This is a genomic window from Saccharothrix sp. ALI-22-I, from assembly GCF_001984175.1.
Taxonomy (GTDB): Bacteria; Actinomycetota; Actinomycetes; order Mycobacteriales; family Pseudonocardiaceae; genus Actinosynnema.
Genome location: NZ_MTQP01000053.1, coordinates 18,895 through 40,751 on the forward strand (window position 1 = coordinate 18,895; position 21,857 = coordinate 40,751).

General features: G+C 71.8%; 24 protein-coding genes and 1 pseudogene. 12 read left to right on the forward strand and 13 right to left on the reverse strand.

Annotated features, from left to right (window positions below):
* Positions 1-99: 99 nt before the first annotated feature.
* The 4 genes from ALI22I_RS12665 to ALI22I_RS12680 all read right to left on the reverse strand — a co-directional run bounded on the left by ALI22I_RS12665 (position 100) and on the right by ALI22I_RS12680 (position 6,279).
* Complete coding sequence (locus tag ALI22I_RS12665) at positions 100-3,048, reverse strand: AfsR/SARP family transcriptional regulator (protein WP_077005678.1); 2,949 nt, start codon at positions 3,046-3,048, stop codon at positions 100-102.
* Positions 3,049-3,142: 94 nt separating this feature from the next.
* Positions 3,143-5,626, reverse strand: a complete 2,484-nt coding sequence (locus ALI22I_RS12670) for a DEAD/DEAH box helicase (protein ID WP_077005679.1) — start codon at positions 5,624-5,626, stop codon at positions 3,143-3,145.
* A gap of 57 nt (positions 5,627-5,683) precedes the next feature.
* Positions 5,684-5,938 (reverse strand): hypothetical protein, encoded by a 255-nt coding sequence (locus ALI22I_RS12675; RefSeq protein WP_077005680.1) that lies wholly within the window; start codon positions 5,936-5,938, stop codon positions 5,684-5,686.
* A 2-nt stretch (positions 5,939-5,940) separates the two neighbouring features.
* Complete coding sequence (locus ALI22I_RS12680) at positions 5,941-6,279, reverse strand: DUF6247 family protein (RefSeq protein ID WP_077005681.1); 339 nt, start codon at positions 6,277-6,279, stop codon at positions 5,941-5,943.
* A 140-nt stretch (positions 6,280-6,419) separates the two neighbouring features.
* Between ALI22I_RS12680 and ALI22I_RS12685 the strand changes: the two genes are divergently transcribed.
* From ALI22I_RS12685 to ALI22I_RS53560, 4 genes and pseudogenes are all read left to right on the forward strand, one after another.
* Positions 6,420-7,109 carry an energy-coupling factor ABC transporter permease gene (locus ALI22I_RS12685; protein ID WP_077005682.1) on the forward strand — a complete coding sequence of 230 codons (690 nt, stop codon included), beginning with the start codon at positions 6,420-6,422 and terminating at the stop codon, positions 7,107-7,109.
* On the forward strand, positions 7,106-7,423 hold the full coding sequence (locus ALI22I_RS12690) for a PDGLE domain-containing protein (protein WP_077005683.1): 318 nt from the start codon (positions 7,106-7,108) through the stop codon (positions 7,421-7,423). Before ALI22I_RS12685 ends, ALI22I_RS12690 begins: the two co-directional genes overlap by 4 nt.
* 47 nt (positions 7,424-7,470) lie before the next feature.
* Positions 7,471-8,064 (forward strand): annotated as a pseudogene (gene cbiQ, locus ALI22I_RS53555) (cobalt ECF transporter T component CbiQ); the annotation flags it as partial.
* Positions 8,065-8,079: 15 nt separating this feature from the next.
* Complete coding sequence (locus ALI22I_RS53560; RefSeq protein WP_077005804.1) at positions 8,080-8,856, forward strand: energy-coupling factor ABC transporter ATP-binding protein; 777 nt, start codon at positions 8,080-8,082, stop codon at positions 8,854-8,856.
* A 27-nt stretch (positions 8,857-8,883) separates the two neighbouring features.
* Here the strand turns inward: ALI22I_RS53560 and ALI22I_RS12705 are convergent, their stop codons facing one another.
* The 4 genes from ALI22I_RS12705 to ALI22I_RS12720 form a co-directional block, all read right to left on the reverse strand.
* Positions 8,884-9,999 carry a lytic polysaccharide monooxygenase gene (locus ALI22I_RS12705; RefSeq protein ID WP_077005805.1) on the reverse strand — a complete coding sequence of 372 codons (1,116 nt, stop codon included), beginning with the start codon at positions 9,997-9,999 and terminating at the stop codon, positions 8,884-8,886.
* A 137-nt stretch (positions 10,000-10,136) separates the two neighbouring features.
* Positions 10,137-11,444, reverse strand: a complete 1,308-nt coding sequence (locus ALI22I_RS12710) for an MFS transporter (protein WP_077005684.1) — start codon at positions 11,442-11,444, stop codon at positions 10,137-10,139.
* Positions 11,445-11,557: 113 nt separating this feature from the next.
* A complete protein-coding gene (locus ALI22I_RS12715; RefSeq protein ID WP_077005685.1) occupies positions 11,558-11,995 on the reverse strand; it encodes an SRPBCC family protein in 438 nt (145 codons plus the stop codon).
* Between the two features lie 30 nt (positions 11,996-12,025).
* Entirely contained in the window at positions 12,026-12,631 is a 606-nt protein-coding gene (locus ALI22I_RS12720; RefSeq protein ID WP_238598331.1) for a uridine kinase, read from the reverse strand.
* A gap of 102 nt (positions 12,632-12,733) precedes the next feature.
* Between ALI22I_RS12720 and ALI22I_RS12725 the strand changes: the two genes are divergently transcribed.
* The 5 genes from ALI22I_RS12725 to ALI22I_RS12745 are packed head-to-tail and all read left to right on the forward strand — an operon-like array spanning position 12,734 to position 15,824.
* Positions 12,734-13,192: a hypothetical protein gene (locus ALI22I_RS12725; protein ID WP_077005687.1), complete on the forward strand. Its 459-nt coding sequence runs from the start codon at positions 12,734-12,736 to the stop codon at positions 13,190-13,192.
* The gene (locus ALI22I_RS54630; protein WP_077005688.1) at positions 13,189-14,355 is read left to right on the forward strand and encodes a PPE domain-containing protein; all 1,167 of its coding nucleotides are present in this window, start codon (positions 13,189-13,191) and stop codon (positions 14,353-14,355) included. The genes ALI22I_RS12725 and ALI22I_RS54630 overlap by 4 nt, the downstream gene beginning before the upstream one ends.
* A complete protein-coding gene (locus ALI22I_RS12735; RefSeq protein WP_077005689.1) occupies positions 14,352-14,618 on the forward strand; it encodes a WXG100 family type VII secretion target in 267 nt (88 codons plus the stop codon). Before ALI22I_RS54630 ends, ALI22I_RS12735 begins: the two co-directional genes overlap by 4 nt.
* Positions 14,611-15,249, forward strand: coding sequence for a hypothetical protein (locus ALI22I_RS12740; RefSeq protein ID WP_077005690.1), 639 nt, complete (start codon positions 14,611-14,613; stop codon positions 15,247-15,249). Before ALI22I_RS12735 ends, ALI22I_RS12740 begins: the two co-directional genes overlap by 8 nt.
* A gap of 11 nt (positions 15,250-15,260) precedes the next feature.
* Complete coding sequence (locus ALI22I_RS12745) at positions 15,261-15,824, forward strand: hypothetical protein (RefSeq protein ID WP_077005691.1); 564 nt, start codon at positions 15,261-15,263, stop codon at positions 15,822-15,824.
* Here ALI22I_RS12745 and ALI22I_RS12750 read toward each other — a convergent pair.
* Entirely contained in the window at positions 15,751-16,518 is a 768-nt protein-coding gene (locus tag ALI22I_RS12750; RefSeq protein ID WP_077005692.1) for a helix-turn-helix transcriptional regulator, read from the reverse strand. The genes ALI22I_RS12745 and ALI22I_RS12750 overlap by 74 nt on opposite strands.
* Before the next feature lie 54 nt (positions 16,519-16,572).
* Between ALI22I_RS12750 and ALI22I_RS12755 the strand changes: the two genes are divergently transcribed.
* Positions 16,573-17,331: an ESX secretion-associated protein EspG gene (locus tag ALI22I_RS12755; protein WP_077005693.1), complete on the forward strand. Its 759-nt coding sequence runs from the start codon at positions 16,573-16,575 to the stop codon at positions 17,329-17,331.
* A 40-nt stretch (positions 17,332-17,371) separates the two neighbouring features.
* Here the strand turns inward: ALI22I_RS12755 and ALI22I_RS12760 are convergent, their stop codons facing one another.
* The 4 genes from ALI22I_RS12760 to ALI22I_RS12775 are packed head-to-tail and all read right to left on the reverse strand — an operon-like array spanning position 17,372 to position 19,626.
* Positions 17,372-17,617, reverse strand: coding sequence for a hypothetical protein (locus ALI22I_RS12760; protein WP_077005694.1), 246 nt, complete (start codon positions 17,615-17,617; stop codon positions 17,372-17,374).
* Position 17,618: 1 nt separating this feature from the next.
* On the reverse strand, positions 17,619-17,897 hold the full coding sequence (locus ALI22I_RS12765; protein WP_238598332.1) for a YbaB/EbfC family DNA-binding protein: 279 nt from the start codon (positions 17,895-17,897) through the stop codon (positions 17,619-17,621).
* Positions 17,894-18,898, reverse strand: a complete 1,005-nt coding sequence (locus ALI22I_RS12770) for a CHAP domain-containing protein (protein ID WP_077005695.1) — start codon at positions 18,896-18,898, stop codon at positions 17,894-17,896. The genes ALI22I_RS12765 and ALI22I_RS12770 overlap by 4 nt, the downstream gene beginning before the upstream one ends.
* Positions 18,898-19,626, reverse strand: coding sequence for a type VII secretion target (locus tag ALI22I_RS12775; protein ID WP_077005807.1), 729 nt, complete (start codon positions 19,624-19,626; stop codon positions 18,898-18,900). The genes ALI22I_RS12770 and ALI22I_RS12775 overlap by 1 nt, the downstream gene beginning before the upstream one ends.
* 90 nt (positions 19,627-19,716) lie before the next feature.
* Here ALI22I_RS12775 and ALI22I_RS12780 point away from each other — a divergent pair, with 90 nt between their 5' ends.
* Positions 19,717-21,063: a replication-associated recombination protein A gene (locus ALI22I_RS12780; RefSeq protein WP_077005696.1), complete on the forward strand. Its 1,347-nt coding sequence runs from the start codon at positions 19,717-19,719 to the stop codon at positions 21,061-21,063.
* A gap of 44 nt (positions 21,064-21,107) precedes the next feature.
* Positions 21,108-21,833, forward strand: a complete 726-nt coding sequence (locus ALI22I_RS12785; protein ID WP_238598333.1) for an SAM-dependent methyltransferase — start codon at positions 21,108-21,110, stop codon at positions 21,831-21,833.
* The last annotated feature ends 24 nt before the right edge of the window (positions 21,834-21,857 follow it).

The window sequence follows — 21,857 nt, forward strand, 5'->3', positions numbered from 1 at the left end:
AGGGGTGGTCTCAATTGGCAGCCGAAACCGAAACACCCGCGACACCGTCTGGTCACCGCCGACTTTTGACCCAATTCCGCGGACACGCGCGGTACCGGGTCAGGTGAGCTCGGTGAGCGCGGTGGCGGCCATGTGTTCGAACTCGCCGAAACCGCTGTCGGAGGCGAGGTCGTGGCCCACTCGGGCGTGGTGGAGGGCTTCGTCGTGGCGGCCTTCGGCGGCCAGGGCGCGGACCAGGTGCACGTGCGATCGGGCCACGCCGTAGCGGTACTCCGACGACGTGGCCAGTTCGAGCGCGCGCAGGTGTGCGGCGACGGCACGGGCGGGTTCGCCCAGGTGGCGCAGGACCAGGCCCAGGGCGTTGTGCACCTCGGACTCGATCCGGGGACTGCCGCCCAGCTCCTGCACCAGCGCCAACGCCCGCTGGGCCGTCCGCAGTGCCTCCGCGTGCTCCCCGTTCAGGCACAGCGCCGCGGCCAGGTGGGCCATGTTCTCGGCGCGCGAGTGCCGCACCCCGCTCCGGTACCAGGCCGCCAGCGCGTGGCGCAGCAGCTCGACCGCCCGCGGGTAGTCACCGGACGCCGTGCTGCACCGCCCGAGCAACGCGGCGCACGCGGCCTCGATGTTCACCCCGTCGGCCGCCCGCGCGAGGTCGAGCCCTTCGGTCAGGAGCGACTCGGCCAACGCCAGCTCGCCGCGCATCACCCACAACGCGCCGAGCCCGGCCAGCGCCGAGATCCGCACGTGCGGCAGGGCCCCGTCGGCCTCGCCCAGCTCCATCATCCGCTGGAACGAGGCGTGCGCGGTCGGGAACTCGGCCAGTTCCATGTCCACGATCCCGGCCAGCCCGGCGTGCAGCCACTCCGTCCGCTCGGCGGGCCGGACGGACCGCAGGTACCGCTGCGCCGCCCGCAGGTTGCCCAGGTTCCGGTGCTCCGAGGCCAGCCACATCAGCATCAACGTCTCCGCGTCGCGGTCGCCGACGGTCCGGGCCGCGCCCAGCGCCGCGTCGATGGCGTTGAGGAACTCCACGTGGTGTCCGTGCGACCCGAGGTACCCGCTCACCGAGTTGATCAGCTGCCAGGCCATCGGCAACGGCCCGTGCGCCGCGCAGTGCTCGGTGGCCGCCAGCACGCTGGCCCGCTCAGCGTTCAGCCACGCCCGGGCCACGTCCGGGCTCATCCGGGGCGGCCCGGAGGAGCCCAGCTCCGGGTACAGCACGTCGCCGACCTCGATCGCGGTGCGCAGGTACCAGTCGAACAGCCGCTGCCGCGCCGCCCCCAGGTCCTCGCCCGCCGACGCGGCGCGGTCGGCCGCGTAGTCGTGCAGCAGGTCGTGCAGCGCGAACCGGTCCACCCCGACCCGCTGCACCAGGTGCGCCGACGCCAGGTCCTCCAGCAGCCCGCGCGCCACCGCCTCCGGCGCGTCCAGCAGCGCCGCCGCGCCGAACACGCTGAAGTCCGGTCCCGGCAGCAGCCCGGTCAACCGGAACAGCCGCGCCGCGTCCGGCGTCAACGCCGCGTACGACAGGTCGAACGCCCGCCGCACCGCCGCCGTGTCGTCGTTGTCCACCGCCAACGCGGTCAGCCGGTCGCCGCCGCGCAGCTCGTCCACGTACGACGCGATGTCGGCGTGCGGTGAGCCGACCAGGTTGCCCAGCGCGATCCGCAACGCCAACGGCAGGTACCCGCACAGCCGGGCCAGCTCGCTGAGCGCGTCGAACTCCGCCACCGCAGCCTCCGGCCCGAGCGACCGGGCCAGCAGCTTCCACGCCTCGTCGTCGCGCAGCACGTCCAGCCGCACCGTCGTGGCACCCAACCGCAGCTCGTTGCGGCTGGTGATCACCACCGAGCAGCCGGGGTCGCCGGGCAGCAGCGGCAGCACCTGCTCCACCGACGCGGCGTTGTCCAGGGTGATCAGCACCCGCCGGCCGCGCAGCCGGGCCCGGTAGCCGCGGACCAGCTCCTCCTCGTCCACCGGGATGTGGTCGGCCCGCACGTCCATCGCCCGCAGGAACCGCGCCAGCACGGCCGACGTCGACAGCGGCGGCGAGGTGGAGTGCCCGCGCAGGTTCACGTACAGCTGGCCGTCGGGGTAGCGGTCGCGCACCGCGTGCCCCACCGAGATGGCGAACGCCGTCTTGCCCACCCCCGGCGGCCCGCACACCACCACGGTCCCCGCCGAACGGGTCAGCAGCCCGGTCACCCGGGTCAGCTCGGTGGCGCGCCCGACGAAGTTGCCCACCGGCGCGGGCAGCTGCGACACCGGCGCCCACGCGCTCGCGGCCGGCTCGTGCAGCGCCGGGTCGCCGGTGAGGATCGAGTGGTGCACCGCGCGCAGCGAGTCGCTGGGGTCCACTCCCAGCTCCCGCGCCAACGCGGTCGACGCCTGCCGGTAGGCGTCCAGCGCGTCGGCCTGCCGGTCCGCCCGGTACAGCGCCACCATCAGCTGCGACCAGAACCGTTCCCGCAACGGGTGCTGCGCGGTCAGCCGGCGCAGGTCGGCGATCACCTCGTCGCAGCGGCCCAGTCGCAGCTTCACGTCCACCAGTTCGGAGATCACCCGCAGCCGCTGCTCGGCGAGGGTCGGCACCTCCGTCTCGTGCAGCGACTCCGACGGCACGTCCGCCAGCGGCGGCCCGTGCCAGCAGGCCAGCGCCTGTTCGTACACCGAGCAGGCGGCCCGGAAGTCCTCGGCCTCGGCCAGCGCCGCGCCCTGTTCGGCCAGCGCCTCGAACCGGTGCAGGTCCAGCGAGTCGGGCGGCAGGTCGATCCGGTAGCCGGTGGGCGTGGTGTGGATGAGCTGCGGGTCGCCCAGCGTGCGCCGCAACCGCATCACGTACACCGGCAGCGTCTGCGCGGCGCGGTCGGGCGGCATGTCGCCCCACACCCGGCGGATCAGGTCGCTCGCGGGCACCGGGCGGTTCGCGCCCAGCAGCAGGGTCGCCAGGACGATGCGGTGCTTGGCGGCGGTCACCGGGACTGAGTGGCCGTTGCGGCGGACCACGAGGGACCCCAGCACGCCGAACTCGTCCTGCGACAGGGTCAACCGCCTCCGATCTCTCCCGACCTTGACATGCCGGTACCCGGTTCGCACCGGAGTACCACCGGATGGATTCCGCGGCCACCGGGGCTGATGCGTCCTAGAGCCTGCCGACTTCGGTGATCCGCACCGCGGCCGTGCCGATCTCGTCGGACTCGGCCAGGTCGATCTCCGCGGTGATGCCCCAGTCGTGGTCCTCGGCCGGGTCGTCGAAGATCTGCCGCACCCGCCACAGCCCCGGCTCCTGGCTGATCACCAGCAGCGCCGGGCCGCGCGCGTCCGGGCCCATGCCGATCTCGTCGTGCTCCTCGAAGTACGGGTCGAGCGCGTCCTGCCACTCCTCGGCGGTCCAGCCCGCCTCGCTGTCCAGCTGACCCAGCTCGTAGTAGTTGCGCCGCGCCGCCAGCTCCACCCGCCGGAACAACGCGTTGCGCACCAGCACCCGGAACGCCCGCACGTTGCCGGTGACCGCCGGCGGCGTGTCGCTGAGGGAGGTCTCCGCTGTCTCCTCGCCGGGGTTGCGCAGCTTCTCCCACTCGTCGAGCAGGCTGGAGTCGACCTGGCGGACCAGCTCGCCCAGCCATTCCTGCAGGTCACTGAGCTCCTCGGTCTTGGCGTCCTCGGGCACGGTCTGCCGCAACGCCTTGTACGCGTCGGCCAGGTACCGCAGCACCAGGCCCTCGGAGCGCGCCAGCTGGTAGTACGAGACGTACTCGGCGAACGTCATCGCCCGCTCGAACATGTCCCGCACCACGGACTTCGGCGACAGGTGGTGGTCGGCGACCCACGGGTGCCCGCGCCGGTAGGTGGTGAACGCCGCCTCCAGCAGCTCGGCCAGCGGCTTCGGGTACGTCACCTCGTCCAGCAGCGCCATCCGCTCGTCGTACTCGATGCCCTCGGACTTCATCGCGCCGATGGCCTCGCCGCGCGCCTTGTGCTCCTGCGCGGACAGCACCTGGCGCGGATCGTCCAGAGTGGACTCGATCACCGACAGCACGTCCAGCGGGTAGCTCGGCGACTCGCGGTCCAGCAGCTCGATCGCGGCCAGCGCGAACGGCGACAGCGGCTGGTTGAGCGCGAAGTTCACCTGGAGGTCCACGGTGAGCCGGATGTCGCCGTTCTGCCGCTCCACCACGCCCGCGGCCAGCAGGCCCCGGTACATCTGGATGGCGCGCAGGATGTGCCGGCGCTGCGCGGGCCGGTCCTCGTGGTTGTCCTCCAGCAGGTGCCGCATCGCGCCGAACGCGTCGCCCGGCCGGCCGATCACGTTGAGCAGCATGGCGTGGCTGACCTGGAAGCTGGAGGTCAGCGCCTCCGGCTCGGCGTTCTTCAGCCGCTCGAAGGTCTGGTCGCTCCACGACACGAAACCCTCGGGCGCCTTCTTGCGCACCACCTTGCGCCGCTTCTTCGGGTCGTCACCCGCCTTGGCCAGCGCTTTCTCGTTCTCCACCACGTGGTCAGGCGCCTGCACCACGACCGTGCCGACGGTGTCGTAGCCCGCGCGGCCCGCCCGGCCCGCGATCTGGTGGAACTCGCGCGCCTTGAGGTGGCGGGTGCGCTGGCCGTCGTACTTCGACAGCGCGGTGAACACGACCGTGCGGATCGGCACGTTGATGCCGACGCCGAGCGTGTCCGTGCCGCAGATGACCTTGAGCAGGCCGGCCTGCGCCAGCTGCTCCACCAACCGCCGGTACTTCGGCAACATGCCCGCGTGATGCACACCGATACCGTGCCGGACCAGGCGGGACAGCGTCTTGCCGAATCCGGACGTGAACCGGAACCGGCCGATCATCGACGCGATGGCGTCCTTCTCGGCGCGGGTGGCGACGTTCACGCTCATCAGCGACTGGGCGCGTTCGAGGGCGGAGGCCTGGGTGAAGTGGACGACGTAGATCGGGGCTTCGCGGCCGTGCAGCAGTTCTTCGATCGTCTCGTGCAGCGGCGTGGTGACGTACTGGAAGTGCAGCGGGACCGGGCGTTCGGCGGAGCGGACCACCGTCGTGGTGCGGTCGGTGCGGCGGGCCAGGTCCTTCTCGAAGAACGTGACGTCGCCCAGCGTCGCCGACATCAGCAGGAACTGCGCCTGCGGCAGTTCGATCAGCGGCACCTGCCACGCCCAGCCGCGGTCCGGCTCGGAGTAGAAGTGGAACTCGTCCATCACGACCTGGCCGACGTCGGCCTGCGTCCCGTCGCGCAGCGCGATGTTGGCCAGGATCTCGGCGGTGCAGCAGATGATCGGCGCGGTCTCGTTGACACTCGCGTCACCGGTCATCATGCCGACGTTCTCCGCGCCGAACGTCTCGATGAGGGCGAAGAACTTCTCCGACACCAGGGCCTTGATCGGCGCGGTGTAGAAGGTCCGCTTGCCCTCGGCGAGAGCCGCGAAGTGCGCGCCGATCGCGACGAGCGACTTACCGGACCCGGTGGGTGTGCTGAGGATGACGTTCGAGCCGGAGACGATCTCGATCAACGCCTCCTGCTGCGCCGGGTACAGCGACAGCCCCCGCTCCTGCGCCCACTCGGCGAAGGTGTCGTAGAGGAGGTCGGGATCAGGGGTAGCCGGCAACCGGTCGGTGAGAGTCATCGCAGGCAGAGCATAGTGCTTACCCCCGGTGAAGACCCCTCCCCCGATCTCCGCTGGTCAGGCGAGCCACTGCACCAACAGCAGGTGAACCTCGCGTTGCTCTTCCAGGATCAGGTACACGGCCTGTCCGGCGCCATCCGGACCGAAGTTCCAGTAGCGCACCGCCGCACCGGGGTTCGACTCGTGCTGGGGACGCCCGCTCCACGGCTGCAACTCCAGGACCGCGAGCACCTCGGCGTAATGATGCAGGGCTTCGACGGGTAGTGCTGCGACCTGCTCGAACGTCTCAGCGTCCGGTACGACGCGGTACACGATCAGTCGGCCTGCCGCTCCCGGATCAGCGCCTTCATGTCTTCGAGTGACCCCGCACCGGGGTTGGTGCCCAAGCGCTGGAGCTGTTCTGCCTTGGCCAGCATGCGGTAATAGGAGCCCGGGTCACGCAGTTCGCCGTAGGTGATGTGGCGCCACTTGGTCAACAGCGTCCGCACACCTGCGAGGTCTTTCGAGGCCTTGGCCTGGTCGAGCACGAGTTCCCATTCGCGGTCGAACTCGGCGACCAGCATGGGGGTGAGGCAAGCCCGGATCGACACCGGGTCCGCAGACGGAGCAACCGGCTCGCCCTCCGACCGGATCGGCTCAGCGGGGGATGCCATGCGGACACCTTACTCTTTCGACTCTTTCCGACGCGATCTCGCCGAACCGGCGGCGGCGGTCGTGGTCGGCGGCTGTGTGACTGGTCCGGTTGTTGCATAGAGCTGGCCATTGCGGGCTATGTGCAACTAGCGTGTGGTGTGTGTCCGATCCGGTAGCAATGCACATGAGCGACGGCCTGCTGAACGCGCCGACGTCGCTGCTGTTCGTGGCGGTCGCGGTGGTCGGGGTGGGGGTGGCGCTGGCCAAGGCGCGCGGCGACCTCGACGACCGGACCGCGCCGATGGCCGGTCTCGTCGCGGCGTTCGTGTTCGCCACCCAGATGCTGAACTTCCCGGTGCTGCCCGGCGTCAGCGGTCACCTGCTCGGCGGTGCGCTGGCCGCGATCCTGGTCGGGCCGTGGGTCGGCGCGCTGTGCGTGACGATCGTGCTGGTCGTCCAGTCCCTCTTCTTCGCCGACGGCGGTGTCACCGCGCTCGGCGCGAACGTCACCAACATGGCCCTGATCGGCACCGCGATCGGCTACCTGACCGCCGTCGCGCTGCGGCGGCTCGCCACCCGCAACAAGGGCGGCCTGGCCGCGGTCGCGTTCGTGTCCGCGCTGGTCAACACGGTACTGGCGTCGTTCGGCTTCGTGCTGGAGTACGCGATCGGCGGCCAGGGCGGTGTCGCGTTCGGCACGGTCGCCACCGCCGTGCTCGGCGTGCACGTGCTGATCGGCATCGGCGAGGGCGTGATCACCGCGGTTACCGTGACCGCGGTCGCGACGGCCCGGCCGGACCTGGTGTACCTGCTGCGCGGCGTGCCGCAGAAGCTGGAGCTGAAGGCGTGAAGAAGCGTTTCTTCCTGGGGTTCGCGCTGGTCAGCTTGGTGCTGGCGGGCGTCGTCTCCTACTTCGCCGACTCGAACCCCGACGGGCTGGACCACGTCACCGAGCAGCAGGGCATCGCCGAGCACGCGCAGGACCACCCGCTGTCCGGGGGGCTGCTGGCGGACTACGCGGTGGGCGGCGACGACCGGTTCACCGGCGTGGCGGGCGTGGTCGGCGTGGTGGTCACGCTGGCCGTCGCGGGCGGGCTGTTCTGGTTGCTGCGCAAGCGTTCCGGCACGGGCCTGAAGGCCGATGAGAAGTCCGACGTGAGGTGAGCGCCGGACACGGGCACGGCTTCCTGCACCGGCCCGGCGACTCGCCGGTGCACCGCCTCGCGCCGCAGACCAAGATCGTCGCCACGGTGGTGGCGGTGCTGTGCGTGGTGGCCACGCCACGCGACGCGTTCTGGGCGTTCGGCCTCTACCTGCTCGCGCTCACCGCAGTCTGGGCGGTGGCACGCATCCCGGTGCGCTGGTTCGCCGCCCGGTCGGTGATCGAGCTGCCGTTCGTGCTGCTGGCCCTGGTGCTGCCGTTCACCGGCGCGGGGGACCGGATCGACGTGCTGGGCGTGTCCGTGTCGGAAGAGGGCGCGCTGGCCGGGTGGAACATCCTGGCCAAGGGCACGCTCGGCCTGTTCACCTCGCTGACGCTCGCCGCCACCACCGCGCCGCAGGACCTGCTGCTCGGCCTGCAACGGCTGCGCATGCCGTCGGTGCTGATCACCATCGCCACGCTGATGCTGCGCTACGCCGAGGTGATCGTGGGCGAGGCCAAGCGGATGCGGGTGGCCCGGATCTCCCGCGGCGACGACCCCAGGTTCCTGTGGCAGGTCGGCGCGACCGCCCGCGGCGTCGGCAGCCTGTTCATCCGCTCCTACGAACGCGGCGAAAGGGTGCACCTGGCTATGGTGTCGCGCGGCTGGACGGGCCGGATGCCCGACGGTGCCGGGGGGAGCGCCGTGATCGAGCCGCAGCGGTCGGCCCCCGCGCTCGTGGTGGAGAAGCTGGCCTACGCCTACCCGGACGGCCACCAGGCCCTGTTCGGGGTGAACCTGCGGGTGGAACGCGGTGAGCGCGTCGCCGTCCTGGGCCCCAACGGCGCCGGCAAGACGACGTTCGTGCTGCACCTCAACGGCGTGCTCGGCGGTGGCTCCGGCCGGGTCGAGGTGGCCGGGCTGCCGGTGGAGAAGGCGCACCTCAAGGAGATCCGCCGGCGCGTCGGCGTGGTCTTCCAGGACCCCGACGACCAGCTGTTCCTGCCCACCGCGCGGCAGGACGTGGCGTTCGGCCCGGCGAACTTCGGGCTGCGCGGCGCGGAACTGGACGAACGCGTGGAGCGCGCGTTGGCGTCGGTCGGCATGGCCGCGTTCGCCGACCGGTCGCCGCTGCACCTGTCCGGCGGGCAGCGCCGCCGGGTCGCGCTGGCCACCGTGCTGGCCTGCGCCCCGGAGATCCTGGTGCTCGACGAGCCCTCGGCGAACCTGGAACCGGTGGCCCGCCGAGAGCTGGCCGAGGTGCTGCTGGGGTTGGACCGCACCATGCTGATGGTCACCCACGACCTGCCCTACGCCTTGCAGTTGTGCCCGCGCAGCGTGCTGATCGACGGCGGGGTCGTGGTGGCCGACGGACCGACCCGGGAGCTCCTGGCCGACACCGCGCTGCTCTCGCGGCACCGGCTGGAGCTCCCGTTCGGCTTCCGGCTGGAGTGAGAAGTCCCCGGATCAGCCCGGCAGGGGCTAGGGGCTGGTGCAGGTGACCGTGGGCAGCGAGTTGGTGCCGGTGTGGCTCGCCGTGAAGCCGAACGTCACCGACTGCTCGACGCCCACCGTCTTGTTCCAGTCGGCGTTCTTGACGACCACCTGTGAGCCGGAGCCGGACTTGACGCCGTTCCACAGGCTGTTGATCGTCTGACCGTTGGCGTAGTTCCACGTCGCGGTCCAGCCGTTGTACGGGCTGGTGCTGTGGTTCATCAGCTCGACCTCGCCCTGGAAACCGCCCGACCACGCGCTGGTGATCTTGTAGATCGCCATGCAGTGCGAGTCGCCCGGCGGGTTCGACGTGGTGGTGGTCGGGGTCGTGGTGCTGGGGCTGGTGCTCGGCCTGGTGGTCGTGGTGGTCGTGGTCGTGGTCGGACCGGTGCCGCCGCCGATACCGGTCACCTCGCCGTTGCCGCCGTCGAACACCACGTCGGAGCAGTTGTAGAACGTCTCGTTGCTGTCCGACCGGGTCCACACCGAGTAGATGATGTGGCGCCCGGACTTGCCGGACGGCAGGTTCGCGTTCCAGTAGTACTTGCCCTCGACGCTGCCCACCGGCCCGCTGTTCGCCGGGTCCGTGACGCTGTGGAACGGCGTGCTCTCCAGGTCGTCCCAGGCCAGCGCGCGGGTCGGGCTCCAGCTGTCCTTGGTGATGTACAGGTGGAACGTGCCGGGGTGGGCGGCCCACTTGTTGTACGTCCAGGCGAAGTTCGCGCCCGAGGTCAGGTGGGTCAACGGGTAGTCGTTGCGGGCGAGGTCGAATCCGGAGTACGTCGCGTTGCCGCCGCTGCACAGCTTGCCGTCGGGGATGAAGCCGCGGGTGCGGCCGGCGCCGTCCGAGCGCAGCACACCGAACCAGTTGTAGAGCGCGTTGGCGCCACCCGCCGCCACCGCGGCGGAGCACGCCGGGTTCTGCGGCTTGATCTCGCCGGTCGGGCTCAGGCCGTCTTTCCAGCACAGGAAGGTCCGGCTGCCCGGCGTCATCATGGCGCCGTGCGCGGACGCCGTGGTGGGGCTGATCACGTTCACGAGCGTCGCGATCAGCAGGCCGGCCACACCGGCCGCGGCCAGCGCGATCCATCGTCGGGCCGTCACGTCGTTCACCTCCTCGTTGAGGTTCTGGGAACGCTCCCAGAGGAACGACTGTAACTTCGGCCATATCGTTCTGTGAATGGTCGGCTACCCACTGCGGCCGCGTGGCCGCAGGTCAGCGCCTCTCTGGGGGTGCGGTGCTACACCCGGACGCGGGCACGCCGCCTGGGACGGTTCCCAGGTCGCACTGGTCCGTGCGGGTGTCCGGCGGGCGTGGCGGCCTGGTGGGAGCGGGTCTGGTGGGGACGGCGCAGCACGCGGTGCGCCAACGCGGTCCGGCGGTGCGGCGGAGCGGCCAGCACGGAGGCGGCGAACGCCGTCATCAGCAGGGTGAGCGCACCCGCGAGCACCAACGTCTCCGGCGCGCCGATCGACTCGCACAGCCAGCCCAGCAGGGGAGCGCCGACCGCGCCCGCCGCCGCGCCGACGGCCGAGTTGACCGCCAGCAGCCGGCCGCGCATGCCGTCCGCGGTGTCCAGCTGGATGCGGGTGCTCATGGTCGTGTCGATGACCACCGCGCCCGCCGCGATCGGCAGCAGCACGATGGCGAACCCGAGCATTCCCGGCACCAGCCCGCCGGCCACCTGGAGCAGGCTCGTCGCACAGGCCACCACGAGCAGCAGTCGCACGGTCAACGTCTTGCGCGCCGCCGCGGCGAGTCCGCCGAGCACCGTGCCGATCGCGAACACCGTCGACAGCAGGCCGTACGTGGTCGCGTCCGGGCTCATCGCGGCCATCGTGACCTGGTAGTTGCGGCCCAGGCTGGACAGCGTGAAACCGAGCGCGAACAGCAGGAGCAGCCGTCCGCTGGCCGCGACGTACCGCAGGCCCGCGGTGACACCGGCGCGTTCCGGCGGGCTGCTCGCCAACGGGTGCAGCTGGTCGCGGCGGATGGTGAGCACAGAGACGATGACGGCCAGGAAGCTCACCGCGTTGATCAGGAACAGCGTGGGCGAGCCGAACGCGGCGGCGAGCACGGCGGCGCTGCTCATGCCCAGGATGCGGCCGGTGGAGCTGAGCACCGAGCCGAGCGCGACCGCGTTGCCCAGGTCCTCGCGGGACACCACCTGCCCGCCGAACCGGCCCAGCGCCGGCCCGTCGAACACCGCCACCAGACCGGACGCGAACGTCAGCGCGAACACCGCCGTGATCGGCGCGCCCTGCCACACCACCAGTGCCAGCAACGCGGCCAGCAAGGCGTGCAGGGTCTGGCAGATCAGGATGATCCGGCGTACCGGCAGCCGGTCGGCGAGCGAGCCCGCCCACGGGCCGAGCAGCACTGACGGGAGCGTTCCCAGCAAAACCGAAAGGCCGACCGAGGTGGCCGAGCCGGTACTTTCCAGGACAACCCAGTTGAGGCCGATCAACTGCATCCACGAGCCGGTCACCGAAATCAGGTCGGCGAACGCCCAGCGGCGGTAGTTGCGGCCGCGCAAAGCGCGGAACATCGAAGCTCCCTCGAAGACGATCCGGGGCCTCGACGCTTGGACGTGCCCGTGTGAACGACGTTCACCCTAGGCGGCGCTTTATCGTGAAAGAAGTTGTTGATCAGTGAAAACAGTCACGTAGTGGTTTGGGTCGCGAGAGACGCGAGTCGGTCCAGCGCCTGGGCGAGGTACTCGTCGGTGATCTCGTGGGCCTCGCCGCCCAGCGCCTCCGGGTGCTCGCCGGTCACGTCCAGGTGCAGCACCACGCGGCTGCGCCCCGGACCCTCGTCGTCCACCTGGAGCCACCCCGAGTAGCCGCCGCCTTCCAGGTCGCCCCACTCCAGCCGGCGCTGCTCGGCGTCCGCGGCGAAGTAGCCCTCGGCCTCGTCGACCTCGTCGCCCATCGACACCCGACCGGTGACCTGCTGCGTGCCGTTGGCCTGCTCCGGACCGCTCGGCTCGACCTGGAGCCCGTCCGGCAGCCAGGCCTCCATCGAGGTCATGTCCCGAGCCAAGTCGAACACCACCTGCGCGTCCACCGGGATCCTCTGCTCACGCTCGAACTCAGCCATGCCGGCAGCAGTACCCCCGGCACGTCCGGACTACACCGCCGCGGGCGCCATGTCCCCGATCGTGGCGAGTTCCACGCGGTGCGGCGGCATCGGCCGCATACCCGCGTCCACGCAACGGCGCACCACACCGGAGTGCTCACGCAGCAGCCGCAGGCCGCGGCGCGCCAGGAACGGCACCGGCTTGCGCGCCTCGGCCACGTCCCGGGCGAACCGGCGGGCGAAGGTCACCACCGCGTTCGGCGCGAGCACGATCGCGTCCGCCAGCACGCCCGCCTCACGGCACCCCGCCACCAGCCGGTCGGCGAACAGGCCCTCGGCGATGAACAGGCCCGGCGCGGTCACCGTGTGGCAGCCCACCCGCCGGTCCTCGCCGATCGCGTACACCGGGGCCTCCACCGTGCCCGTGGTGGCCAACCCGACCACGGCTCCGAGCGCGTCGGCGGTGTTCCACGAGCCTTCGGCGTCCCAGTCCGGGCGGCCCTGCTCGTCACGCGGGAGCAGCGGGTCGTCACCCTCGCGGTAGAAGTCGTCCAGCCGCAGCACGGGCAGACCGAGGTGGGCGGCGAGGGTGGACTTGCCCGAACCGGAAGGACCGGCGAGCAGCACGGCGCGCGCGTGAACGGCAGGTGACGGCACGGGTGTCGATTTTCGCACAGCCCTTGTCCGATCGTGCACCACCGCTGCTCCGCTGTGCACCCGTTCTGGTCACCCGCGCGTGGGGGCACCACGATGTGGGGCATGGTCGTCAGGGTGCGCGGCGTCGAGGACGCCAGGCGGATGCGCGAAGAGCTGCGGGACGAGCGGCACGGGGAGGCCGCCGTGACGCCCGCGGTCGCGGCGCCGACCGGTGCGGGTGCGGCGGGGGTGGTCGCCGAGGGCGGTGACCGCATCGAACTGGACCTGGACTCCTTCACCAGGGCGGTGTCCGACCTCGACCGGCTCCACGCGGTGCTGACCGAGCTGCTGGCACGGTCGGACCGGGAGATGGACCAACCGCTGGGCGACGGGAAGGGCCCGGTCGCGCTGAACATGCGCAAGGCGTTCGGGCTGCGCGGCGACGTGGTGGGCGGCGGTGTGCGCGCGGCGCTGCGGTCGTACGTGAAGGAGCTGACCGAGTTGCGCGAGGCGCTGCACCAGGTGGGTGAGACCCACCGGGCCGAGGACGAGCAGGTGGAGCGGATGCTGAGGCGGCTGTGAGCGAGCGCAAGGGCGGGTTCTTCTCCGACTTCCACGACGCCTCGCCCGCGACGCGGCGGCGGAACCAGCGGCGGGTGCGGCAACGCGAGTCCAACCGGAAGCCGGAGAACTTCGGCAAGATCAACTGGCGGGCCTACACGCACCGGCAGCTCTGGGACATGGTGAAGTCGGCGGACGCCGCGCAGATGGCCACGCGCACGTACGAGTGGCAGCGGCTGGCCGCCGATATCGACCAGGCGACCGCGGACGTGCAGAAGATCGTGCAGACCCTCGTGTTGTCGTGGCGCGGGCCGTCGGCCGTCACGGCGGCCGACTCGGTGTCGCAGCTCACCAGATGGGCGGCGGACGCCTCGGACCGCGCGTTCCAGGTGGGCGACGGACTCGACGGCTACACCTCGGCGGTGGTGGAGGCCGCCAAGGCGATGCCCGAGCCGGTGCACCCCGACGCGGAGCGGTGGTTCCGCGACGGGTACGACGTGACCGTTCTCGACGGGCCGCAGGGCGCGTACATGCTCAAGCAGCTCTTGGACGACCACATGCCGAGCAAGCGCGAGCAGCAGGAGGCCATGGACCAGGCCGTCCGGGTGATGGAGCAGTACGAGGCGGCCAGCAGGGGGATCGGCGGGAAGCTGCCGGTGTTCGACGACGCCCCGGCAGGTGCGCAGCCGACGGCGGACCACCGGCCCGCGCCGATGCCCTGGTCCGGGCCGCCGCAGCACTCGGGAACTCCCGGCCCCGGCGGACCCGTGGCCCAGCCGCCCCACCAGCCCGGCAGGCGACCGGAGGACACCACTTCCGTCGCCTCGGTCGGTGGACCGGTCGGCGCGGGCGGTCACGGGGTGCCCGGCGGTCACGGCGGATTCGGCTCGCACGCCGGATTCGGTCCGGGCGGCTCGTTCGGCCCCGGCGGCGGTCAGGGTGGGTTCGGCCCGCTCGGCTCGGGCGGCGCGTCCGGTGTGCTGGGCGCGGTGCCCGGCGGTGCGTCGGCACGGGGCGGCGTCGGACCGGTCGTCGGCGCGGGCGGCCCGCAGGGCTTCGGCATGTACCCGCCGGTGGCGCCCGGCAACCGCGAGGACGACGTCGAGCACCGCAACCGCTACGACAACGGCCTGGACCTGCTGGACGACCTGCCGCCCGCGTTCCCGCCGGTGCTCGGCGAATGAGCGACGGCTACCGGGTCGACCCGGACGCGTTGACCGCGTTCGCGGGTCGGCTGGACGAGGCCGCCGACGAAGCCCGTGCCGCCGCGTCCACCCTGGAGGAACCGGTGGGCGACCTCGGTCCGGAGGGCGTCACCGAGGCGGTGGAGCAGCTGGTGGCCGGGTGGGCGCGGACGTTGCGCGGCGTGGAGTTGGACGCGGTGGCTGATGAACTGCGCTCGGCCGGCGATACGTACCGACAGGCCGACGAACTGCGCCATGACTGACTACCGGGGCCTCGGGTTCGACCCCGCGCCGGGCAACGCGGGCGCGGTGGCGGCGGCGAGCGAGCGGTGCGCGGTCGCGTTCACGATCCCCGGTGCGCCACCGGGGGAGTGGACGGGTGCGGCGGCGGACGGGTTCACGACGCGGTGGGAGGCTGTGGTGTCAGAGCTGACGGCGGTGCGCCGCGCGATGCGGGCGGCGGCCGAGGTGCTCGACGGCTGGGCCACCGCGTTGCTGGGCAACCAGCGGCGGGCCGAGGAGCTGGACCGGCGTGCGCTCGGGTTGCGCCGTGCGCTCGCCGACGCCGCCGACGAGGTCGACCGGACCGGGGCGATGGCCGCCTTCACCGCCGCCGACGGCGAGGCGCACGAGCGGGCCGTGACGCGGCACGACGAGCTGCGTCGGCAGCTGGACGAGGTGCTGGAGGAGGCCCGGCTGGTGGAGCGCGACCACCGTGCCGAGGCGCGGCGGGTCGCCGAACGGTTGCGCGCCGAGGAGCCGTCGACCGCGATCGCGGACACGTTGGCGGGCTTCTCGTCGATCGCCGCCGAGCTGGCGTCCGTGCTGCTCGGTCCACCTCGCCCGGCGTCCACCAGGGGCGCGGCGGCGGCGTTCCGGGCGGGTCTGGGGTGAGACTGGCTCCCGTGCCGGGGGTGACCCCGGTGGCACTCGGCACCCCCGAGCGCACCGCGGCGGAACTCTTAGCCGTGCTGCGCCGACTCAAAGGCACCCTGGACCCCGGTCTCGAAGTGTCCGCGACGCAGGCCGCGGAGCTGGCGCACCAGCACGGCGCGGGGCTGCTGGCCGTGGTCGAGCACCCGGACGCGGACCCGGCGTTGCTGATGGCGGGCGTGGTGCCGGTCGACCGGCCGACCGATCCGGGCGAGCTGGGCTTCCACCTGGACGGCCCGGCGATCCGCGAGGTCACCCGCGGTGAGACGGCGACCGGCTACCCGGTGGTGATCGTGGAACGCATCCCGGCGACCGGGTCGGGCACCCAGTTGCAGGTCGTGGTGACCGACCCGGACCACCCGCGGATCGCGGTGTTCACCCTGCACTCGCCGACCGGGCGCGGCTGGCTCGACGTGGTCGGCATCGCGGGCCGCTTCGTGTCCGGCGTGGTGTTCGCCGACGTCAACGACCCCGGAACTCACTCGGCGTCCGCCCGACGACCTGGCGGAACGTCCGGGAGAAGTGCGCGGCGCTGACGAAGCCGCAGTCCTTGGCGATCTCGCCGATACCGCGTGCCGCCTTCGCCGGATCGGCCAGCAACGCCCTGGCCCGGTCGATCCGCAGGCCGCGGATGCGTTCGGACACGCCCTGCCCGTCGTCGAAGAGCTGGTAGAGGCGGCGGCGGGAGATGAACAACGCCTCGGCGACCCGGTCCGCGCTCAGGCTCGGGTCCGACAGGTGCTCACGCATGTACTCCAACGCCTCGCGCCGCCGTGCGACCAACGAGTCCACCCGCTCCAACTCGGCGCGCAGCGCGCTGCGCAGCACCAGTTCGGCCAGGCCGAGCAGGTGGTGCGAGAGGCCGTGCGGGTCGAGGACGTGCGCGGCGGCGAGCACGTGCGCGACCGCGCCGGAGAACACCGACCGCAGCGCCGCGTCGACCGGGACCTGTTGGAACATCAGCGGTTTCAGCTCGCCGAACCCGAGGGTCAGTCGCGTCTCGGTGACGGTCAGCATCACCACGCTGGGCAGGACGTGCAGGGCGCAATCGGGAAACCGAAGTGCGGTCCCGTTGCCGCCCGCGCCTCGGGGCACCGCGCAGCCCACCAGCAACTGGATGTGCTCAGGAGTGGACGCACCCCCGCTGAGCGCGGCTTTGGCCGCTGCCGCGCCGGAAGCCCGCACAGTGAGGAACCCGCCGGCGACGTCCACGGTGAGCAGCGTAGCCACCGGTGTCGCCCAACCCTCCGCAAAAGGCGTCGCCACCCACTACCTTTGTGCCTCATGGCGCGACGTTCGGCGACCGCGGTCGTCCTGTCCCACCTGGAGTTCGACCTGTTGTGGGAGGACTTGGGCACCGGCGAGTTGCCCTACCCCCTCGAAGTGCCGTCGCACGGCGAGACGATGGACGACCGGGACGCCCTGGGCGCCGAAGTCCTCCGCACCCTGACCGAGGCCGGTCTGGCGGATGGCGAGGACATCTCCCCGGAACTGGAGGACCTCTTCACCCTGCTCTCCCACGGCGAGTTCTCCGTGGACGCCCTGATCTTCCGTCCCACCCCTTGGCGCGTCCTGGCCACCACCCGCGGCCGACGCGGCGTCTTGGCCGTCCTGAACGACCGCGAAGTAGCCCTGGAACCCATCGCCGACCTGACGTCCGCGATCACACGGGTCATCGGTGACGCCTCACCGGGCCCGGGCGAACAGGTCCGGATGCCCAGGTCGGTCTTCTCCGCCGCGATGGACGCCTACGCCAAATCCGGCCACGCGGCCATGGAACGCACCCTCGCGCAAGCCGACATCACCGGCCGCGCCACCCGAGCGATCACCACCCTGGTGGACTCCCCGCGCAAGGCGACCGGCCAACTGGCCGCCACCGGCCCGTCCGGCCGCTCCCGAACGCTGAGCTGGACCGACACCGCGGCCGGCCGCTACGCCCTCACCAGCGCCCAGTCCCTGGACACCGAGTGGGTCCACCTCTCCCCGGCCGACACCCCTTGGCTGGCCCGCCACCTGACCGCCCTGCTGACCCACCCGACCTAGAACGCGCGTGTCCTGCGTTCGGAACGCGCGAATTCAACGTTCAGAACGCGTGCAGGTTCGCCGGCACGACGTCGGCGAGGACGGCCATCCCCTCGGCCAGGGCCGCGTCCGCGGCCTCGTCGGTCAGCCGCCGAACGATCCCGGCCAGCTCGGTGGGCCGCAGGTCCAGTGCCTCCCGCGTGAACGACAGGTCCACGAGCTTCCCGTGCAGGTCGACCACCACCGTCACGCCCGACGCCGAAGTCTCCCGCCGAACGGCGTCCAACCGCTCCCCGAGTCCCGTCACGTCACACCCGCCAGGTCTCGGGCGTCGTGTCCTCCACCGACGCCATCAGCCGAGTCTCCACACCCAGCCCCAACGCCGGCACGGCGTCACCCACCACGTGCCGAGCCCGGGCGTTCGCCCGCGCCGTCGCCGTGTCGACCAGCGCCAGGATCGCCCGGGCCAACTCCGACCGCCCCAGCCGCAACGACCGGGGGTCCAACGCCAGGTCCCGTAGCCCGCCGCCGGGACCGACCTCGACCGAGATCCCCGTGTCCGGGTCGTGCGCGTGCGCCGTGATCACGGGTGCACCCCTCCGTAGAACGTCGCCGAACCGAGCCTGTGCGTGTTCCGCCGCACGCTGTCACCGGAGTTGCCCTCGATCAGCGTCACAGTCCCGCCGGACACCTTCTCCACGATCCCGATGTGCGTGCTGGTCGCCGGACTACCGGGTCCGCTTCCGAACAACAACACGTCCCCCGGCCGCACGGCGTTCAAATTCGTGTACGCCTTCCCGTGCCGCTGCCCCCACCGGAACACGTCACCGGTGAACGGCAGGATCGGGATGTCCACCCCGGCCTTGCGCCACATCGCCGTCGCGAACGACGAACACCACGCCGCCGTCGGCCCGTACGGGTTGCGGTTGCTGCCCGGCGGGCTCTCCCGAGTGCCCAGCTCACGCCGCGCCGCCGAGATGATCGTCCGCGAACGACCGCGGTCACGAGCGCCCGAAGGCCGGGTGCGGCCACGACCATCCGCGACGCCGTCGTGCTCGACCTCCTTCTCCAACGCCCGCAGCTTGCGTGCGGCGTCCTCCAACTCGCCGCGCACGTGCCGCACAGCCGCCGTGGTCTCCTTGGTGTACTGGGGTTCCAGGTCCGCGGCCGACGCGACGGCCTTCAGCAACGCGGCCCGCGTGCCGACCGCCACCCCCGCGTCGAGCAGCCGCACGGCCTGCGCCAGGTACTCCTCGACGGCCTGCCGCGCCCGGGCGTGCCCGGTCGTCAACGCGCTCGACACCCCGGCCACGATCTTCTCGGCGTCACGCGCCGCGTCCGCGGTCACCCGCAACTGCCTGCCGAGCCTGCCGGAACGCTTCTCGAACCCCGCCGAGTTGTCGCCCTTCCAGTGCTCCAGCACGGTCCCGGCGGCCTTGCGCTGGTCCTCGTGCTGATCGGTGAGACCGGACGCGGTCCGGTGCAGCGCGTACTGCACCTTCACCGCGTCCTCGGCCTTGCCCGCCAACGAGTTCCGGTGGCCGATCATGCTCTCGGCGAAGTGCCGGGCCATCGCACGGGTGTCCATCACATGATCCTCTTCAACGTGACGGCGACATCGTCGTCCTGCTCCTGGTAGGACCGGGCGGAACGGGCGGCGGACGTGGCCAGTGCGTCGGTGTTGCGCGCGACCGCCTTGACCTGCTTCCGCAGTGCCGCGCCGAAGTCGTCCAACGCCTCGGCGAACCCGGACTGCCTGCCGATGCGCCCGAAGCTGTCCTCGGCGATCTCCCGCACCTCGCGCACGTGCCGCCGACCGAGCGCGGTCAGGTCGTCGGCCGCGTTCTGCGTGCGACGCGCGTAGTCGCGCAGCACCCCCACGTCGACGGAGAACCCGCCGTCACGACCAGAACCACCGCTACCGGAGCCACCACCGGAACCGCCCCGCTTCATCGCCTCGACGCCCTGCCGCGCCTCGTCCAGGTAACGCCGGTATGCCCCACTCGTGTAAGTCGTCCAAGGCGTCCAGGACCGCCCGTCACCGGAGATCTTGTTCGCCGCACGCGCGTTCTCCACCGGGTCGAACAGCTCCCGGTTCGACTCCAGCCCGAACTCGCGCCGCCGGGCCGGCCCCAGCGAGCCCAGCATGTTGATCTGCCACAGCCCGTACGAGTCGTCCGGCGGCGTGGCGTTGTGCGCACGGGTGTCGCCACCGGACTCGGCCAGCGCGACCGCCACCGCGATCGTCAGGTCCTGCCCGCGGAACCCCGCATCGTGGGCGTACCGGGCGATCCGCTCCGGGCTCAACGTGGTCATACCGCCACCCTGCACCGGCCACGAGCCGCGGCGGAACCGGCGTTGCACGCTCGGACAGCGGCTGTGCACAGGACAGCTACAGTCGAACACGTGAACGAAGGGCTGTTCGACCAGGGCTTGTTCGGCGTCGACCCGGAGGAGAAAGCGGCCCGCATCGCCGCCAACGCGCCGCTGGCCGTGCGGATGCGCCCGCGCACCCTCGACGAGGTCGTCGGCCAGGACCACCTGCTCGGTCCGGGTGCGCCGCTGCGCCGGCTGGTCGAGGGCTCCTCGCCCGCGTCGGTGATGCTCTACGGCCCGCCGGGCACCGGTAAGACGACCCTCGCCACGCTCGTCTCCCAGGCCACCGGCCGGCGGTTCGCCGCCCTGTCCGCGCTGTCGGCGGGGGTGAAGGAGGTGCGCGCGGTGATCGACGAGGCGCGGCGCCGCCTGGTCCGGTCCGGCGAGTCGACCGTGCTGTTCATCGACGAGGTGCACCGGTTCTCCAAGACCCAGCAGGACGCCCTGCTCGGCGCGGTCGAGGACCGGATCGTGCTGCTGGTCGCGGCGACCACGGAGAACCCGTTCTTCTCCGTCGTCTCGCCGCTGCTGTCCCGGTCGCTGGTGCTCCAGTTGCGGCCGTTGACCGACGACGCGGTGCGCGTGCTGGTCAAACGGGCGATCGAGGACGCCCGCGGCCTCAACGGCTCGGTCACCGTCGAGCCGGACGCCGAGGACCACCTGGTGCGGCTGGCCGGCGGTGACGCCCGGCGCGCGTTGACGGCGCTGGAGGCGGCGGCGGACTCCGTCGGGCCCGGTGGCGTGCTCGACCTGGCGACGCTGGAGGCGACGGTCGACAAGGCGGCCGTGCGCTACGACCGGCAGGGCGACCAGCACTACGACGTGACCAGCGCGTTCATCAAGTCGATCCGCGGTTCGGACGTGGACGCCGCGCTGCACTACCTGGCCCGGATGATCGAGGCGGGGGAGGACCCGAGGTTCATCGCGCGGCGGCTGGTGATCCACGCCAGCGAGGACGTCGGCATGGCCGACCCGACCGCGTTGCAGACCTGCGTGGCCGCCGCCCAGGCGGTGCAGCTGATCGGGCTGCCCGAGTGCGCGTTGAACCTCGCCCAGGCCACCGTCCACCTCGCCACCGCGCCCAAGTCGAACGCCGTGACGACCGCGATCGCCCAAGCCATGGCGGACGTGCGCAAGGGCGCGATCGGGTCCGTGCCCGCGCACCTGCGCGACGGCCACTACGCGGGTGCGGCCAAGCTCGGCAACGCCCAGGGCTACCGGTACCCGCACGACGTGCCGGAGGGCGTGCTGACCCAGCAGTACCCGCCGGACGACCTGGTCGGCCGCGACTACTACGAGCCGACCGGTCGGGGAGCCGAACGCGTGCTCGCCGAACGCCTGCCGAAGCTCCGCAGGGTGGTCAGGGGCGAGGAGTAGAAATTCCGTTTCCGATCTCCGCGCCGTCTGACACGGTGACGCCCGTGACAGACGTCCCGCAGAACGGCCACACCTATCTCGACTTCAACGCGCCGCTCTCGGACACGAAGGCGTACGACCTGATCACCACTTTGCAGCCGTTGGCCGGGGCGACGGTGGTCGACTACGGCTGCGGCTGGGCGGAACTGCTGCTCAGGGCCCTGGAGCACGAGCCGGCCGCCCGGGGCCTGGGCGTCGACAGCGACGACCACGCCATCACCCGCGGTCGGGAGAACATCGAGGCTCGCGGCCTGACGTCACACGTTCGGCTGAACTTGGCGGACGTCACCACCTGGGAGACCGAGCCGGCGGACGTGGCGATCTCGATCGGCGCGTCGCACGCGTGGGGCGGCACGAAGCAGACCCTGGAGGCCATGCACGCCCGCATCCGCCCTGGTGGCAGGCTCCTGCTGGGCGACGCCTTCTGGGAGCGGCCGCCCAGCCCGCGGTCGGTCGAGATCATCGGCGAGGGGTTCGGCACCCTCGCCGAGCTGGTCGACCTGGCCATGAGCTGTGGCTACCGGCTGTTGTCCCTCACCACCGCTACCCTGGACGAGTGGGACAGCTTCGAGTCCCGCTGGTGTGCGGCCAGGGAACGGTGGCTGCTGGAGCACCCGGACCACCCGCAGACCGCAGAGGTCCGCGCGATAGTCGACGACCACCGCGAGGGCTGGCTCAAGGGCTACCGGGGCCAACTGGGCTTTGCCTACCTGACCCTGGTGCGCCCCTGAGATACCGGCTGCCTCGTCCGGTCG